Raw genomic sequence first — 15,629 nt, 5'->3', positions numbered from 1 at the left:
GGGACTGCTCCTGGATTCGGTGACGAATGGTCGAGCCGAGCCTAGGCCGGGCGGGCCGGCGTCCGACACCGGGTCTCACCGGGTGTCGGAAGCCGGCTCAGGCGCGCGGTTCAGCCGACCTTGTAGATCCGGATCCGGCTGGCCGGGGTCGCGCGCGTGCCCGTCGTAGGAGTCGAGCTGTTGGCGCCGAGCGCACCGACGTAGATCTTCTCATCGGCCGCTAGCGGGATCGTGCCGTTGACGGCGCTGATGCCCCTGAGCCCGGATGGAAGGTTGCTGCCGGCAGTAGTCGGCGGGTAGTGGCTGAAGATCGATCGGTCGTAGGAGCTGTCGCCGACGACGTTGACCTGGAGGTACAAGCCGACCGTACTGGACGGGGTGGCATGGTCCGGCGAGACGGTCTGCGCTTCCACGAGGTACAGACCCGCACTCGGGGCGGTGAACTCGTCGCCGTCCCAGGCATCGCCGGTGTCAGCGACCTCGGTGCCGAACACGACCTTGGTCGTCGGCTGGTTGGAGCCGTTTGACAGCGGGAACGTCGTCTGCGGCGAGCCGACCCAAGCGTCGACGAGCAGCGTCGTGCCACCGCTGGCTCCGCCGAGCGAGATGCCGGGCGTCGGCCATGTGCCCGCCGCCTTCGGGCCGTAGAGCAGGTTGTTGGTGGTGTCGACGTAGAAGTCGCCGTTGTTCCCGTCGGCACTCGTAGGAGCGACAGCGCCGCTGATGATCGACGTCCCAGCGGGGCCCGTCGCGCCCGTGGGACCGCCCCCGCCGGTCGGGCCCGTGGCACCGGTCGGCCCGGTCGCACCCGCCGGCCCGGTCGCACCGGTGACCCCGATCAACCCGGTGTTCCCGGTCGCACCGGTGGCGCCTGTCGCACCCGTCGCGCCTGTCGGCCCGGTGGCGCCCGTCATGCCGATCCCGGTCGGACCCGTAGCCCCCGTCGGGCCGGTGGCGCCGGTCGCACCCGTGGCTCCGGTCGCTCCGGTGGCTCCAGCACCCGTGGCCCCCGTCGCGCCGGTCGCGCCCTGCGGCCCGACCGAACCCGTGGCGCCGGTCGCGCCCGTGACACCCGCAGGACCATTGACGCCCGCAGCTCCCGTCGCGCCAGCCGGACCCGTAGCGCCGGTCGCACCCTGGGGCCCCGCCGCACCCGCACCCAGCTGATACACCGTCGGCCAGGAGTTCGACGCCGTCTTCGGGCCGTACAGCACACCGGTGTCGGTATCGATGTAGAAGTCGCCAGCCTCACCAAGACCCGCAGCAGGAACACCATCACCGGTCAGGATCGAGGAACCATCCGCACCCGCCGGACCGGGCTTGCCCTTCTTGCCCCGCGCCTCCCAGCGCACCACCCGCTCATCGGCCTCGCAACCACCCGGGACCCGGACGATCCGCACCTCACCGCCACGATCCACACAGCCGACCAACGTCCGCTTCTTCGGCGCAGCATCAGCCCCCGGCACCATCACCAACAACGCCGATGCCGACGTCGCCATCACCGCCAGCGACAACAACGAACGGCGACCACGAGACATGTCAGACACGGGGAGACCTCTCAAGAATTCACTCAACGACCAGCCACGGAACGATCAGGCGCTGGGGCCCACGATCAGCTCAGTATCAGCCGACCGCGAGAGCACAGCGAACCGGATCGCCCGCCCCGCAGACCCGGAATCGATTCCGCTCCACGACCCCCCACCAACAAGCCGGAAAGTCGCTCCAAACCGAGCGGTCGCTCAACAACGATCGCCCACACGTCTAGACCACAGTGACCGCGCTGCGCAGCCACGCCACCAGAGCATCGACGGTCTCGGGCGGGGGCGATGCGCCGGCCACGCGAACCCGCCGTCCCAACACCAGCAACGCCTCGCCGATGCTGCCCGCTTCCGCGCCGTCCTCGGCGAGCGCAGCGACCAGAGGGTGCGCGTCATCGACAGCGTTGCCGAGCGCCAGGTCGACCAGCAACGGCTCGAGGTACGACGCGCAGCGGATCATCACCGCCACCACGTCGGCGCAGCGTCGCTCAGGGTCGGGCGACACCATCTCCTCGGCGCGCCGTGCGATCAGGTCGAGCGCGACCTGCGCCTTGCTCCCGAAGGCCTTGTACAGCGTGGTCGCCCCGACGCCGGCCGCCCTCGCGATTCCCACCAACGAGGTCGTCTCGTAGCCGAGCTCGACGAACAGCGCCTCCGCGACGGCCAGAGCCCGAGCCCGGACGTCGGCGGGCAGGCCGGCTCGGGCGTCCCGGCGACCCATCAGGACGATGAGCTGGTCGTCGAGGTCGCGATCGTCGCCCGGCGTCCGCATCATCACCAGGCTGAGCGCCGTGGCGCTGCGCGCGTGTCGGTCAGGATCGGCGGCGTCGCGATCGGCCGCGGCGTGGATCACCGCTCCGCGCACCAACGACACGTGCGCCGCGACCAGATCCTCGACAGTGAACGGCGGGCGCATCTCCTGACCGATGTTGTCGAAGTACTCGCGAGCACCCGCTGCATAGCTCGCATCGGTGAGACGGAGGAAGGAGCCGTACCGCGACCGCGCCTCATCGCCGCCGAATGCCCACAGCCCCACCCGCACGCGCTGCCGAGGGTCATCGAGGAGCCGGTTGAACTCACTGCGATGGAACGCCATCGAGTCCTGGGGCAGCGTCGGCGACGAGGCGATGTGGCTCACCTGCCGCGGTCCTTGAACAGCGGGCTCCCAGTCCGGGTCGTAGATCGCGTTCAGCACCGCGTCGGCGAGGCCCTCGACAGAGTCGAAGTGATGGAACAGCGTGCCGGCACTGACACCGGCTCTCCGAGCGATCTCCCGCGTTCCGACGGCCGAGAGCAGATCCTCGACCTCAAGATCGCGGAGGGCGTCGATCGTGATGTGGAGCAGACGTGCCCTGGTCTCCTCGCCTTTCGACGCCTTCACCACTTCCTCACTGTAGGACGCGCCTCATCGCAGTTCGCCGACCAGCGCAGCGTCGGAGCCGTCACCTGCGAGAGCGTGCTCACCGCGACCGAGATGTCGTCAGCTGCGGCGCTCCACCGTGACCTCGCACTGCTCCAGGTTGAACGCGTTCGGGGCCCCGACCGCCCGGTATTCGAAGGTCAGGACGTCGCCGGCCGCGAGGGTGGCCGTCCTCTCGGCCACGACGCGTCCGCTGACCGGCGCGCGCAGAGTCAGGAGGAGCGCGGCGTTCACGTTGAAGATCGATACCGGCGCCGATGCGAGTTCGGTGCCGTTGTCGTAGATGGCGAGCCGGGGGTTGACCCCCGCGCCGTAGGACGTCGTCACGGCCGCGGTCGGTGCGACGTTGCAACCGAAGGAGATCTGGTGCAGGCCCGACGTCGAGACGGTCACACCGCCGAACGGGTTGACCACGGCACCGATCGAGTTGTGGACGGTGACGAAGTTGTCGACGCCGAGGTCGGCGTTGGGCGTCGTCGACGCGGAGTCCCGTCGCAGTGCGAGCAGCGGCTGGCCCGCTCCCGCAGGTCCGGTCGGGCCGGTGACGCCCGTCTGGCCGGTCGCTCCCGTCGGTCCGACCTCGCCGGTCGCACCCACCTCACCCGTCGGTCCGGTGACCCCGATGCTGCCCGTCACGCCGGTCGGGCCCGCAGCACCGGTCACGCCGTCAGCACCCGTCGCACCCGTGACACCCACCGGACCGGTCGGTCCCGTGACACCGATGTCACCCGTCACCCCCGTCGCGCCGGTCGCTCCAGTGACCCCGGTCGGGCCAGCAGGACCCGTCGCGCCCGTGATGCCGATACTCCCCATCGCGCCGGTCGCGCCCGTCGCACCGGCAGCGCCCGGAGCGCCGGGGAAGCCGGCCGCACCCGTCACACCTGCCGGACCCTGCGCACCCGTCACACCCGCCGGGCCCTGGATCCCCGCCGGTCCGGCAGGGCCAGCCGGACCACGGGCGCCGGTAGCGCCGTCAGCACCACGCGGCCCCCGCACTCGCCACGCCACCGAACGCTCACCACGCTCGCACTGACGAGCACGATCGACGATACGCACCTCGCCACTCGCGCGATCGACGCATCCCACCAGCTTCGGACGCGCGGCATCCGCACCCGGAACCGTCACCAGCAACGCCGACGCCGACGTCGCCATCACCGCCAACGAGAACGTGACCTGCGAACCGAACCAACGACGCGACATCCCAGCCACCTCCAGCCAGCGGCCGCGATCCCTCGAGCGGGACCACGGTCCGGTGACGTCGGACGCTACTCGCGAACCGAGCAGGTACGCCAGCGACGAGAACCAGCGATCCGCTCGGGCCGAGATTCTCGGTCAGGAGACGGCGATACCACCGGAGAGGTGCACCGTCACCGTGTTGATCAAGCTGAGTCCCGTCGCGGCCGCGGAGTAGACCATCGCCATCTGCGTCCCCGCGGTGATCGGGATCGCGAGCCCAGAGGTGACACAGCTCGTTGTGGTCCCGATCGCGAGGACCCCGGTCAGGGGCGGCGCCATCGTGCAGGACGCCCCTGGCACCGGCGTCAGGGTGTTGCCCGGCGACGGCGAGGCGTAGAGCTGAGCGGTGATCGTGGCGGTCGAGCCGACCAAGGTAAGGGCGACCGTGGTCGAGGCGAAGCCCGAGATCGACGTGACCGTCGTGTCGCGCGGCATGCTCTGGACCCACCGGCCGGCGTCGCCGGTCGCGTCCAGGGTTCCCCCGGTCAGCGGTGTGCTCACTCCGCCCGAGCCGGACGGCGGCGCGACCCACGACATGCCCTGGAGGCCGCCGGCGATGGTCGTCAACGGAGCGTCGGCTCCGGAGCTGTTGGTCAGGATCGCGCCGGACCCGGCAGCGCCGGGCGCACCGGTCGGCCCGGCAGAACCGGTCGGCCCCGTGGGTCCGGTCGGGCCTTCGGCGCCGGTGACCCCTGTCGGTCCCGTGGGCCCGAGGTCTCCCATCTGACCAGTCACCCCGGTGGCGCCCGTCGCGCCGTCCGAGCCCGAGACGCCGGTCGGCCCGGTGGCCCCGGTCGCCCCGGTGGGCCCGGTCGGGCCCGTCGGACCGATGTCACCGGTGACGCCCGTGGCGCCGGTGACCCCGGTCGCACCCGTGGGGCCCGCGACGCCCGTCGCACCCTGAGCACCCGTCGGGCCGATGGCGCCGGTCGCGCCCGTGACGCCGGTCGCGCCGACAGGGCCGGCCGAACCGTTCACGCCCGCGGCTCCGGTCGCGCCGGTCGCGCCCACGGGACCGGCCGCACCCTGCGCGCCCGTGGCACCGGTGGCGCCCGTCTCGCCCGCACCGAGCTGGTAGACCGTCGGCCACGCGCCCTTCGCGGTCTTCGGGCCGTACATCACGCCGGTGTCGGTGTCGATGTAGTAGTCGCCGGTAGAACCGTCACGGCGCGTGGGCGCTCCGACACCGGTCGTGATCGACGTGCCGTCGACACCGTCACGGCCCGGTCGGCCACGGGTCGACCACCGCACGACGCGCTCGCCGGGCCCACACGCTCGGGCCTTCTTCACGATGCGCACCTCACCGGCGCGGTCCACACAGCCGACGACCGCACCTGCGGCACCTGCCGAGGGGGTGGACACGAGCAGCGAGGAGCCCACCGTGGCCATCACTGCCACCGAGAACAGACTCTTGCGCAACGCAGACGTGCCCGCCATCGCGGTCCTCCAGTGATCAAGGCGTCAGACCCGGGCGTCCGACCTCCTTCGAGGAGTATGAGTTCCCGAGGCCCCCTGCGCCACCGTTTCGACCAGATGCCAGCGGACGGCCTGCAGACCGGCATGCGCCGGGCGGATCCGCGCAGCGCCCTGGTGACCTATGCTCCGCCCGACCGACCGTCACCCGTTCGTCGCCCTCCTGGAGCCCCCATGTCGCGCACCCCGCATCGCCTCGCCGCGCTCACCCTCGTCGGTGCCCTGGCCGCAGGAGTCGCCGGGTGCGCGGACGACGATCCCGCCGCGGCGCCGGCCGGCGGCACCTCCTCGACCGGCGCCGCCGATGCGACCACCACGCTGATCTCCACGGGACTGACCCAGATCCAGGCCCAGGACTACGCGGGCGCTCAGGGCACATTCACCTCGGTGCTCGCCCTGGACCCGAGCAACGTGTACGCCCACTACAACCTGGGCTACATCGCCCAACTCGAGGGTCGCGACGACGAGGCGCGTCAGCGCTACGAGCAGGCGCTCGCCTCCGACGACGCCTTCGCGCCCGCGCTGTTCAACCTCGCGATCCTCACCGAGACCGACGACCTCGAGGCGGCGGTCGCGCTGTACCGACGGGTGATCGAGGCCAGCCCGGACGACGCGGCGAGCCACGTCCGGCTCGGATACGCCCTGATCCACCTGGGCGAGAAGACCGAGGGCCAGGAGATGCTCGACCGGGGCTTCGAGCTCAATCCGGCTCTGGCGAACGCCGAGCCGCCGACCTACGACTGAGCGGGGCGGTCATGCCCGGCATCGGTCTGATGATGATCGTCAAGAACGAGGCACACGTCATCGAGCGTTGCCTCCGGTCGGTCCGTCCGTTCATCGACTGGTGGGTGATCGCCGACACGGGCTCGACCGACGGCACCCAGGACCTCGTGCGCGCCTGCCTCGCCGGCGTCCCCGGCGAGGTGGTGGAGCGCCCGTGGGTCAACTTCGGTCATAACCGCCAGGAGGTGCTCGACCTGGCGCGTGCCTCCTCGAACGCAGGTGACGACGACTACGTGCTGTGGATCGACGCGGACGAGCAACTGGTCGACGTCCCCGACGCGCTGCCGGAGCTCGGCCACGACGGCTACTTCCTCTCGGTCACCTACGGGACGACGACCTACGCACGGCTCGCGCTCGTCCGGCTCGACCGGCCGTGGCGTTGGGAGGGGCCGATCCACGAGTACCTGGCGCTGGAGAGCGCCAGCCACGGCACGCTGACGTCCCCCGGGGTGCTCGTGACCCACGACGGCGCCCGCGCCCACGACCCCGACACCTACCGCAAGGACGCGGCGCTGATCGAGGACGCGTTGCGTGAGGACTCCGACAATCCCCGGCTGCAGTTCTACCTCGCCCAGTCCTGGCGCGACGCCGGCGAGCCCGAGCGCGCGCTCGCCGCCTACGCCATCCGTATCGCCAACCCGCGCGGCTGGGACCAGGAGCGCTACTGCGCGCTGTTCGAGACCGCTCGGCTCCTCGAAGGGCTCCAGCGCCCTGTGACCGAGGTGCTCGACGCCTTCCTCGCGGCCCACCAGGCGTGCCCGTGGCGAGCCGAACCCTTGATCGAGCTGGCGCGGATCGAGCGCCTGCGCGAGCGCTACTCCGTCGCTCTGCTCTACGCGCGGCCCGCGACCAAGCTCCCCCTGCCCGGAGGCGAGGCGCTCTTCGTCGACTCCGAGGCCTATTCGTGGCGCGCGTGGGACGAGCTCGCGATCAGCTCCTACTGGACCGGCCGCTACGCCGACGGCGCGATCGCAGCGCAGAAGGCGCTCAAGGTCAGGCCGGACGACGACCGGCTCCGCGCCAATCTCGCCTGGTGCCAGGACAAGCTCACGTCCTGACGCCCCGACGGGTGGGTGTCAGCGGTAACGCGGGGGCTCGACGTCCGCCATCGCGGGGTCGAGCTCGATCCCCCGGTCCACCATCTGCTGTCCTTCGCGCTGCTTGCCCAGGTGCTGGAGAGCGAAACCGAGGCGCATGTGCGCCGCCGCGTCGTCCGGCGCGGCCGCAACGGCTCGGCGGTAGAGGAGCACCGCCGCGCGGACGTCGTCGGCCTCGGTCAGCAGGGCGAGGTTGTAGAGCGCCGGCGCGAAGTCGCCGTCCACGCTCAGCGTCTCGGTGTAGCGCACGATCGCCGACCTGGTGTTGCCCTGGGTCTGTGCCAGGTAGCCGAGGTTGTAGAGCCCGTAGACGTTGTCGGGATCCAGCGTGATCAGGCTCAGGAAGGTCACCTCGGCCTCGGCGAACTTGCCGCCCTCGATCTGCTCGAGCCCCGTCGCGATGAGCGCGTCCTCCGGGCTGGTCGTCTGCGTGGCGCTGTCCTCGGGCGTGCCCGGCTCCCCCGGGGCGTCGCCGTTGGAGCAGCCACCCAGTACGGCCACGGCGACCAACGCCGCGACGACGTACGCCGCCGACCTCGCCGGTCCGCGATGCCTCATCGACCGTCCCCTCTCGCGTGGGCGCAGCCCATCGTCGAGGCTCGCCGGCGGCGAGCATACGACGCCGTCCAGCGACGGCGCCGGCGCGCGCTCGCGATCGCTACGGGACGACGCTCACGCAGGTGGCGAAGACATCGAGGCTCTCGCTCGCGGTCGGTGACGAGGAGTCCAAGAAGGTCTCGACCGCCCAGTACCGCGCCGCGCCGGCGCCATCGGCGACAGCCGCTCCCGCTGCCGAGGCCGCCGGGTAGGAGTCGCCGAAGAAGAGATAGCTGGTGCTGCCGTCGTTGGCCGTGGTCCTGAATCCACCGCCGAGCGCGGTGCCGCCCGCGCCGCAGTCGGCGTAGGCGATCGTCCAGGCGCTGCCACCCTTGGCGATCGCGTTGGAGCGCACGACGTAGCTCGGTGCGGATCCGCCGCCCGCCGAACCGGTCGGCCCGGGGTCGCCGGCCGCGCCGGTCGGTCCCGCGACGCCGGTCGGCCCAGCGCTACCGGTCGCGCCAGGGGCTGCGATGGTCGTGTAGTCCGGGGAGGAGATCGGGGCGCCGGTAGGCGGAGCCGTGTTCACCAGGTAGGTACCGCCGCCGTAGGTCACGAGCTGACCGACGACGTAGGTCGGTGCGGCCACGACGTCATAGGTGACCAGCTCGGCGAAGGTGCCCGGAGCACCCGTGGCACCCGTGGCACCGGTCGGCCCGAGGTCGCCCTGGGGACCGGTGGCACCTGTGGCACCGGTCGGCCCCTGCGGTCCCGTCGGACCGATGTCTCCCGTCAGACCGATCGAGCCGGTCGCACCGGTGACACCAGCAGCTCCGGTCGCGCCAGGAGCTCCGGTCGCACCCGTGGCCCCGATCGAACCGGTAGCGCCCGTGGCGCCGGTCGGCCCGATCCCGCCGGCTGCGCCGGTGGCACCGGGAGCACCAGTCGCTCCTGGTGCGCCAGCAGCTCCGGTCGCGCCCGGAGCGCCCGTGGCGCCGGCGGCTCCCGGTGGACCGACGGTGAGCTCGGGCTGGAAGGTGAGGACACGCTCGCCCTTGGGGCAGGTACCCCGTCCGGGGCCGTTGCGCTTGCTGGCCAGACGGAGCGTCCCATCCGACCGGTCCATGCACATGACCAGGTTGTCGACACTCGCAGTCTTGCGCGCGGCCGCCTGCGCGGGTGCGACGGTGACCCCGGTCGCGAAGAACGACACCGACAAGACGGCCGCCATCGGGGCGAAGTGGACTCTGTGCGCACGCATCGGTGCTCCCTCCTCAGAGCTGCCCTCACAGCTCGAGGTCCCAACGTACGGGCGCCACTGCGGCGTACTCGCCGTTGCCGGGCAAGTTCGACCGGTCGGCGCCGAGGATGGCCCGAGCGGGCTACGACGGGGCTCTGGTCAGCCGCCGGCGCGCTTGACCTGCTGCCAGATCTCATCCACCTCGGCCGCCGTCAACGGCGGGGCGTCATCCGCCCGCCCCAGGCTCGCCGGGTCGAAGACGTGCGGGTTGCGACGCCGCAACTTGGCCATCAGCGTGCGGGCGACGTCGTCCAGCGTGAAGTCGCCTCGCTCCTCGGCGACGGCCGCGTGGAAGACGACCTGCAGCAGCAGGTCGCCCAGCTCCTCCCGGAGATGTGCCGCATCACCCGTCGCGTCGAACTCGGCGACCGCCTCGGCGACCTCCTCGGCCTCCTCGGCCAGGTACGGGAGGAGCGAGGCGTGCGTCTGCTCGGTCTTCCACGGGCACTCGACGCGCAGCCGTCGCATCATCGCGACGAGCTCGCCGACGGCCGACGTGTGACTCAACCGCAGCGTTGGGTGTCGGGCAGCGAGGCCACGTAGCGGTTGAACTCGGCCTGCTCGTCAGGTCCGGCTGCCTCGGTGTCGGTGGCTGCGAGCGCCGCGAACGGGCTCACCGCGACCGAGACGTCGTCGGCGACCGGGACGACGTCGCCGCCGTCGACCTTGAGCCCGTAGACCGGATTGATCTCGACGTCGTTGCTCTCGATCCATTCCTGCACGGCCTGAGCACCGCGCTGGAATGCCGCACCCGGATCGGTGGCCTGCGTGCCCTCGTCCTCCAGCAACTGCGAGCCGATGGCGCCGAGACCGATGTTGATGTAGGTGACCGCCTCGTCTCCCACACCCATGGCCTCGGTCTGCTCCTCCGGAGCATCGCCGTAGACGTCGGCGAGGTCGGCCAACGCGCTGCCGTAGTCGGCGCCCAGCTCGGCACCCGTCTCGGCGATGACCTGCTCGACGATCGCGCGCTGGATCAGCAGAGCCGTGAGCTTCTGCTTGATCTGGGCGCGGGGGAAGGAGGAAGCACCCTGCAGCGGCGCCTGGGTCGCGGCCTGATCGGCGAAGTAGGCGCAGATGTCGGCGATCGGCGCGTCGACCTCCTTGACCAGCAGCGTGGTCTCGCCCACCTGGGCGGCGACTCCCGGTTCGAACTGGGTGCCGGCGACGCCGCACGCGGTGAGCGAGAGGCCGAGTGCTGATACGGCGAGGGCACGGAGGGTGCGAGGGTGCTGGGACCTCACGGGGTCTCCTTCGGGTCGAGGACGGCGTCGATCACACCGCGCGCCCATTCAAGCAGGGCGATCCCCTCCAGCGGCTTGCCGGTCGCGCCCGGGGTGCCCGGACGCGGCACCAGCACGGTGTCGACGCTCTGCTTGACGATCGACTTCGGATAGAGCCGCTGGAGCCGGATGGTGCGCGACTCCGGGAGGCTCACCGGGGCGAAGCGCACGTTGCGACCGGCGATGGTGACCTCGCCGATGCCGGCCTGGCGCGCCCGCGCCCGGAACCGGGCGACCAGCTGCAGGGAGACCACCTCGACCGGCGGCTCGCCGTAGCGGTCGAGCAGCTCCTCGGCGATGGCGTCGACGTCCTCGTCGGAGCGCACCTCGGCGAAGCGCTTGTACATCTCCAGCCGCAGCCGCTCGCTCGGGATGTAGTCGTGCGGCAGGTGGGCCTCGACGGGCAGCTCGATGCGCACCTCGTTGAGCTCCGGCTCGCCCTCGCCCTTGAAGTCGGCGACGGCCTCGCCGACCAGGCGGACGTAGAGGTCGAAGCCGACGTCGGCGATGTGGCCCGACTGCTCACCGCCCAACAGGTTGCCGGCGCCGCGGATCTCCAGGTCCTTCATCGCGATCGCCATGCCCCCGCCGAGGTCGGAGTGCTGGGCCAGCGTGGCGAGGCGCTCGTGCGCGGTCTCGGTCAGCGGCTTGTCCGGCGGATACAGGAAGTAGGCGTAGGCCCGCTCGCGACTGCGGCCGACACGGCCGCGCAGCTGGTGGAGCTGGGAGAGGCCGAGGGTGTCGGCTCGCTCGATGAGCATCGTGTTGGCGTTCGACACGTCGAGACCGGACTCGACGAGGGTGGTGCACACCAGGACGTCGAAGCTCTTCTCCCAGAAGTCGAGCATCGTCTGCTCCAGCGCCTTCTCGTTCATCTGACCGTGCGCGGTCGCCACCCGTGCCTCCGGCACCAACTCGCGGATGCGGGCGGCGGCCTTCTCGATCGAGTTGACCCGGTTGTGGATGAAGAAGACCTGACCGTCGCGCAGCAGCTCGCGCCGGATCGCCGCGATCACCTGACGATCCTCATAGGCCCCGACGTAGGTCAGCACCGGGTGCCGTTCCTCGGGCGGAGTGGTGATCGTCGACATCTCCCGGATGCCGGTGATCGCCATCTCCAGGGTGCGCGGGATCGGCGTCGCGCTCATCGCCAGCACGTCGACGGAGGTGCGCAGCCGCTTCATCTGCTCCTTGTGCTCGACGCCGAAGCGCTGCTCCTCGTCGACGATCAGCAGACCCAGGTCCTTGAAGCGGATGTCGGGGTTGAGCAGGCGATGGGTGCCCACGACGATGTCGATGCTGCCGTCGGCGATGCCCGCCATCACCGCCTTGGCCTCCTTGTCGGTCTGGAACCTGCTCAGCCCCTGGACCGTGACCGGGAAGCCGCTCATCCGCTCGGCGAAGGTCGAGAGGTGCTGGGTCACCAGCAAGGTCGTCGGCACCAGGACAGCCACCTGCTTGCCGTCCTGCACCGCCTTGAACGCCGCCCGGACGGCGATCTCGGTCTTGCCGTACCCGACGTCGCCACACACGAGGCGATCCATCGGCACGACCTGCTGCATGTCGGACTTCACCTCGTCGACCGTGCTCAGCTGGTCGGCGGTCTCGGTGAAGGGGAAGGCGTCCTCCAACTCCCGCTGCCAGGGCGTGTCGGGACCGAAGGCGTGCCCCTTGCTGGCCTGACGCGCCGCATAGAGCTTGATCAGCTCGGCGGCGATCTCCCGCACCGCCTTGCGGGCGCGGCTCTTGCGCTTGGCCCAGTCCGCGCCGCCGAGCCGGTCGAGATTGGGCTGTTCGCCACCGACGTAGCGGGTGACCTGGTCGAGGGCGTCGGCCGGCACGAAGAGCCGGTCCGGCGGGGCGCCCCGCTTGGAGGATCCGTACTCGAGGACGAGGTACTCCCGGACGGCGCCCTGGACCTCGCGCTGCTTCATCTCCACGAACCGACCGACCCCGTGCTGCTCGTGGACGACGTAGTCGCCGGTCTTCAGCTCGAGGGGGTCGATCTGCCGCTTGCGCCGCGCGGGCATCTTGCGCATGTCACGGGTGGAGGCGCCCTTCTGGCCCGAGATGTCCTCGCCAGTGACGACCGCGACCTTGGCGACCGGGTCGACGAAGCCTTGGGTGAGCGCACCGCAGGTGACGGTGACCGTGCCGATCGGCGGCGCCGTGGCGACGTCGTCGGCGAGCATCGCGGGGATCTCCCGCTCCGGGGCGGCCCCGACGAGTCGTTGGGCAGGCCCGTGGCCGGGGTGCACCACGACGACGTGGTGGCCCCCCAACCGCCAGGCGTCCAGGTCGTGGAGGGCCTTGTCGACCTCGCCCCGGTAGGACGGCGCGGCGGCCGACGGGAGCGCCGTGATGCGGTCGCCGTCGCCTCCACCCGCCGATCCATCGTCCCCGTCGAGGCCGAAGGGGCTGAAGCTCCACCACCCGTGGCGCAAATCCAGCACACGCTCCCGCACGTCGCCGAGCGAGCGGTAGGAGGCCGCACCGAGGTCGATCGGCGCGGTGCCGCCCGAGGCGGCCGCGGCCCAGCTCGCGCCGAGGAACTCCTCGCTGGTGGCGACGAGGTCGTGCGCACGACTGCGCACGCGCTCGGGATCGAGCACCAGGACGTGGCTGTCGGCCGGCATCACGTCGACGAGCAGCTCCATCTCGTCGACCAGGACCGGCGCGAGCGACTCCATGCCCTCCACCGCGATGCCCGCGGCGATCTTGTCGGTGAGCTCGAGCAGCTGGGGGTGTTCGCGACCCAGCTCGGCGGCACGGGCACGCACGTCGTCGGTGAGCAGCAGCTCACGACACGGCGGCGCCCAGAGCCGGTCGACCTTCTCCAGGGTGCGCTGGTCGGCGACGGAGAAGGTGCGGATCTCCTCGACCTCGTCGCCCCACAGCTCGACGCGAAGCGGGTGCTCCTCGGTGGGCGGGAAGACGTCGACGATGCCGCCGCGTACGGCGAACTCGCCACGCTTCTCCACCAGGTCGACGCGCGTGTAGGCGGCACCCGCCAGGCCAGCGGCGAGCTCCTCGAGCTCGATCGTGTCACCGGCACGGGCCTCCACCGGGGCGAGGTCGCCCAGGCCGCGCACCTGCGGCTGCAGCAGCGAGCGGACCGGTGCGACGACGACGCGGACTGCGCCGGTCGCCTCGTCGCCGGAGCTCGTGGGGCTGGGGTGAGCGAGCCGGCGCAGCACCGCCAGCCGCTTGCCGACGGTGTCGCTCCGCGGGCTGAGCCGCTCGTGCGGGAGCGTCTCCCAGCTCGGGAAGTGTGCGACGGCGTGCGTGCCGAGGAGGTCGGCCACCTCGGCGGTCAGTTCCTCCGCCTCGCGGGTCGTGGCGGTGACGGCGAGCACCGTGCGGCCGGTGCGCGCCAGACCGTCGACCAGGAACGAGCGCAGGCCGCCGGGTCCGACCAGGTCGGCGGTGCGCACCTTCCCGTCCGCGGCTTCGGCCAGCGCACCGGCGAGCGTGGGTTCGGCGAGAACGAGGTCGGAGAGACCAGACAGCGACACGTCTGCCGAGACTACTGGCGCACTCCGACAGTGCTGGCGAGGAGGCCCGCCGCTACCGTCACCGTCGTGACTGGCGATGTTCGCGACCCCGAGACCGTGCAGCGTGCGATGGGCCTGGCGGCCCAGTTCGACCGGCGGGTCGAGGACGACGACATCGACGAGAACGGCCACATGAACGTCACCTCCTACTTTCGTTGGGGCATCTGGGCGCCGTGGAAGCGCCTGGAGGGCCTCGGCATGGGGCAGCGGTACCTCGACGAGAGGCGGCTCTCGTTCTTCACCGTCGAGCAGCGCCTGGGCTACCACTCGGAGATGCGGCACGGGCAGCACTACACGACGCGCGCCGCGCTGGTGGAGCGCTCGGACAAGGCGCTGCACCTCGCCTCGTTCGTCATCGACGAGGAGCGCGCGACGATCGCGTGCTTCCTTGAGCTGATGTACGTGCACGTCTCCCTGGAGTCGCGCCGGGCCGTCGCCATCCCCGACGACCTCGCGTCCGCCATCGACGAGGCCATCGCGACCGACGCCTGGGTACGCCCCCTCGCGACCGGGCTCACCCTGCGACGCTCGTGACCGGGTCGGGGACGCCCGCGCGAACGCACAAGGACGACCTCGGGGCGTCGGTCGTCCTGCCGGACGGCGAGGTGCGGCGCGTCGTCTCGCTGGTGCCCTCGCTGACCGAGGCGCTCGTCTCGGTGCGTCCGGATGCGCTCGTCGGTGCCACCGACTGGTGCACCCACCCCGGCGACCTCGACGCCCGCGGAGTGACACGGGTCCGCGGCACCAAGAATCCAGACCTCGCGACGATCCGCGCGCTCGCGCCCGACGTCGTGGTGGCGAACAAGGAGGAGAACCGCGAGCTCGACGTGCGTCGACTGCGCGAGGCAGGCGTCGCCGTCTGGGTGACCGAGATCGACACCGTGCCGGGAGCCCTCGCCTCGATCGCCCGGATCTTCGCAGCGTTCGGGTGGCCCGAGCCCGCGTGGCTGGACGGCGCACGCGAGGCCTGGTGCGGGGAGTCGGCTCCACCCTCGCGCAGCGTGGCGATCCCGATCTGGCGCGACCCGTGGATCGTGGTGGGCGGCGACACCTTCACCTCCGACCTGTGCCGCCGCCTGGGCTGGGTCAACGTCTTCGCCGATCTGAGCCGCTACCCCGGCGTCGACGTCGTGCAGATCGAGGAACGCTCCCCCGACGTCGTCCTGCTGCCGGACGAGCCCTATGTGTTCTCAGCCGACGACGGGCCCGAGGCGTTCACCGTCCCCACCGAGCTCGTGGAGGGCCGGCTGCTGACCTGGTACGGGCCGTCGCTGCTGGAGGCCGCCCGCCTGCGCTGCCCCGGTGATTGAGGAGGCCGAGGAACGAGGCCGTCACGAAACCCGGTGAGGCGAGCGCCGACCTCGGCTGTCAGGGGTTTCGAGACGCCCCGCTCGTTCCTCGCGGGGCT

General features: G+C 71.4%; 13 protein-coding genes. 4 read left to right on the top strand and 9 right to left on the bottom strand.

Features of this window, described 5'->3' with window-relative positions; genetic code table 11:
* Positions 1-110: 110 nt before the first annotated feature.
* From KSO97_RS07435 to KSO97_RS17860, 4 genes are all read right to left on the bottom strand, one after another.
* Positions 111-1,547 carry a hypothetical protein gene (locus KSO97_RS07435; RefSeq protein ID WP_232677493.1) on the bottom strand — a complete coding sequence of 479 codons (1,437 nt, stop codon included), beginning with the start codon at positions 1,545-1,547 and terminating at the stop codon, positions 111-113.
* 214 nt (positions 1,548-1,761) lie between these two features.
* Positions 1,762-2,922, bottom strand: coding sequence for a TetR/AcrR family transcriptional regulator (locus KSO97_RS07430; RefSeq protein WP_232677492.1), 1,161 nt, complete (start codon positions 2,920-2,922; stop codon positions 1,762-1,764).
* Between the two features lie 96 nt (positions 2,923-3,018).
* Positions 3,019-4,158 carry a hypothetical protein gene (locus KSO97_RS17865; protein ID WP_269782145.1) on the bottom strand — a complete coding sequence of 380 codons (1,140 nt, stop codon included), beginning with the start codon at positions 4,156-4,158 and terminating at the stop codon, positions 3,019-3,021.
* 132 nt (positions 4,159-4,290) lie between these two features.
* Positions 4,291-5,631, bottom strand: coding sequence for an exosporium glycoprotein BclB-related protein (locus tag KSO97_RS17860; RefSeq protein ID WP_269782144.1), 1,341 nt, complete (start codon positions 5,629-5,631; stop codon positions 4,291-4,293).
* Positions 5,632-5,841: 210 nt separating this feature from the next.
* Here KSO97_RS17860 and KSO97_RS07410 point away from each other — a divergent pair, with 210 nt between their 5' ends.
* Complete coding sequence (locus KSO97_RS07410) at positions 5,842-6,411, top strand: tetratricopeptide repeat protein (protein WP_232677490.1); 570 nt, start codon at positions 5,842-5,844, stop codon at positions 6,409-6,411.
* An 11-nt stretch (positions 6,412-6,422) separates the two neighbouring features.
* On the top strand, positions 6,423-7,508 hold the full coding sequence (locus KSO97_RS07405; RefSeq protein WP_232677489.1) for a glycosyltransferase: 1,086 nt from the start codon (positions 6,423-6,425) through the stop codon (positions 7,506-7,508).
* Positions 7,509-7,526: 18 nt separating this feature from the next.
* On the opposite strand, the gene KSO97_RS07400 is transcribed toward KSO97_RS07405, so the two are convergent.
* The 5 genes from KSO97_RS07400 to mfd form a co-directional block, all read right to left on the bottom strand.
* On the bottom strand, positions 7,527-8,105 hold the full coding sequence (locus KSO97_RS07400) for a hypothetical protein (protein WP_232677488.1): 579 nt from the start codon (positions 8,103-8,105) through the stop codon (positions 7,527-7,529).
* A 100-nt stretch (positions 8,106-8,205) separates the two neighbouring features.
* Entirely contained in the window at positions 8,206-9,345 is a 1,140-nt protein-coding gene (locus tag KSO97_RS07395; protein ID WP_232677486.1) for a collagen-like protein, read from the bottom strand.
* Between the two features lie 138 nt (positions 9,346-9,483).
* Complete coding sequence (locus KSO97_RS07390) at positions 9,484-9,891, bottom strand: MazG nucleotide pyrophosphohydrolase domain-containing protein (RefSeq protein WP_232677485.1); 408 nt, start codon at positions 9,889-9,891, stop codon at positions 9,484-9,486.
* On the bottom strand, positions 9,888-10,628 hold the full coding sequence (locus KSO97_RS07385) for a hypothetical protein (RefSeq protein WP_232677484.1): 741 nt from the start codon (positions 10,626-10,628) through the stop codon (positions 9,888-9,890). The genes KSO97_RS07390 and KSO97_RS07385 overlap by 4 nt, the downstream gene beginning before the upstream one ends.
* Positions 10,625-14,182: a transcription-repair coupling factor gene (mfd, locus tag KSO97_RS07380; protein WP_232677483.1), complete on the bottom strand. Its 3,558-nt coding sequence runs from the start codon at positions 14,180-14,182 to the stop codon at positions 10,625-10,627. The genes KSO97_RS07385 and mfd overlap by 4 nt, the downstream gene beginning before the upstream one ends.
* Before the next feature lie 66 nt (positions 14,183-14,248).
* On the opposite strand from mfd, the gene KSO97_RS07375 reads away from it, so the two are divergent.
* Both KSO97_RS07375 and KSO97_RS07370 read left to right on the top strand, forming a co-directional pair.
* Positions 14,249-14,755, top strand: a complete 507-nt coding sequence (locus KSO97_RS07375; protein WP_232677482.1) for a thioesterase family protein — start codon at positions 14,249-14,251, stop codon at positions 14,753-14,755.
* Positions 14,752-15,531, top strand: coding sequence for a helical backbone metal receptor (locus tag KSO97_RS07370; RefSeq protein WP_232677481.1), 780 nt, complete (start codon positions 14,752-14,754; stop codon positions 15,529-15,531). The genes KSO97_RS07375 and KSO97_RS07370 overlap by 4 nt, the downstream gene beginning before the upstream one ends.
* Positions 15,532-15,629: the final 98 nt, after the last annotated feature.

It is taken from the genome of Nocardioides sp. R-C-SC26, assembly GCF_021246465.1.
Classification (GTDB): Bacteria; Actinomycetota; Actinomycetes; order Propionibacteriales; family Nocardioidaceae; genus Nocardioides.
The sequence above is the reverse complement of the archived record's forward strand: the minus strand, read 5'-3'. Positions and strand labels throughout refer to the sequence as shown.

What these genes read in the sequence shown, in the direction of transcription:
- KSO97_RS07410 (WP_232677490.1), top strand. Translation starts at nt 5,842, where the DNA reads ATGTCGCGCACCCCGCATCGCCTCGCCGCGCTCACCCTCGTCGGTGCC.
- KSO97_RS07395 (WP_232677486.1), bottom strand. Translation starts at nt 9,345, where the DNA reads ATGCGTGCGCACAGAGTCCACTTCGCCCCGATGGCGGCCGTCTTGTCG.
- KSO97_RS07400 (WP_232677488.1), bottom strand. Translation starts at nt 8,105, where the DNA reads ATGAGGCATCGCGGACCGGCGAGGTCGGCGGCGTACGTCGTCGCGGCG.
- KSO97_RS17865 (WP_269782145.1), bottom strand. Translation starts at nt 4,158, where the DNA reads ATGTCGCGTCGTTGGTTCGGTTCGCAGGTCACGTTCTCGTTGGCGGTG.
- KSO97_RS17860 (WP_269782144.1), bottom strand. Translation starts at nt 5,631, where the DNA reads ATGGCGGGCACGTCTGCGTTGCGCAAGAGTCTGTTCTCGGTGGCAGTG.
- KSO97_RS07405 (WP_232677489.1), top strand. Translation starts at nt 6,423, where the DNA reads ATGCCCGGCATCGGTCTGATGATGATCGTCAAGAACGAGGCACACGTC.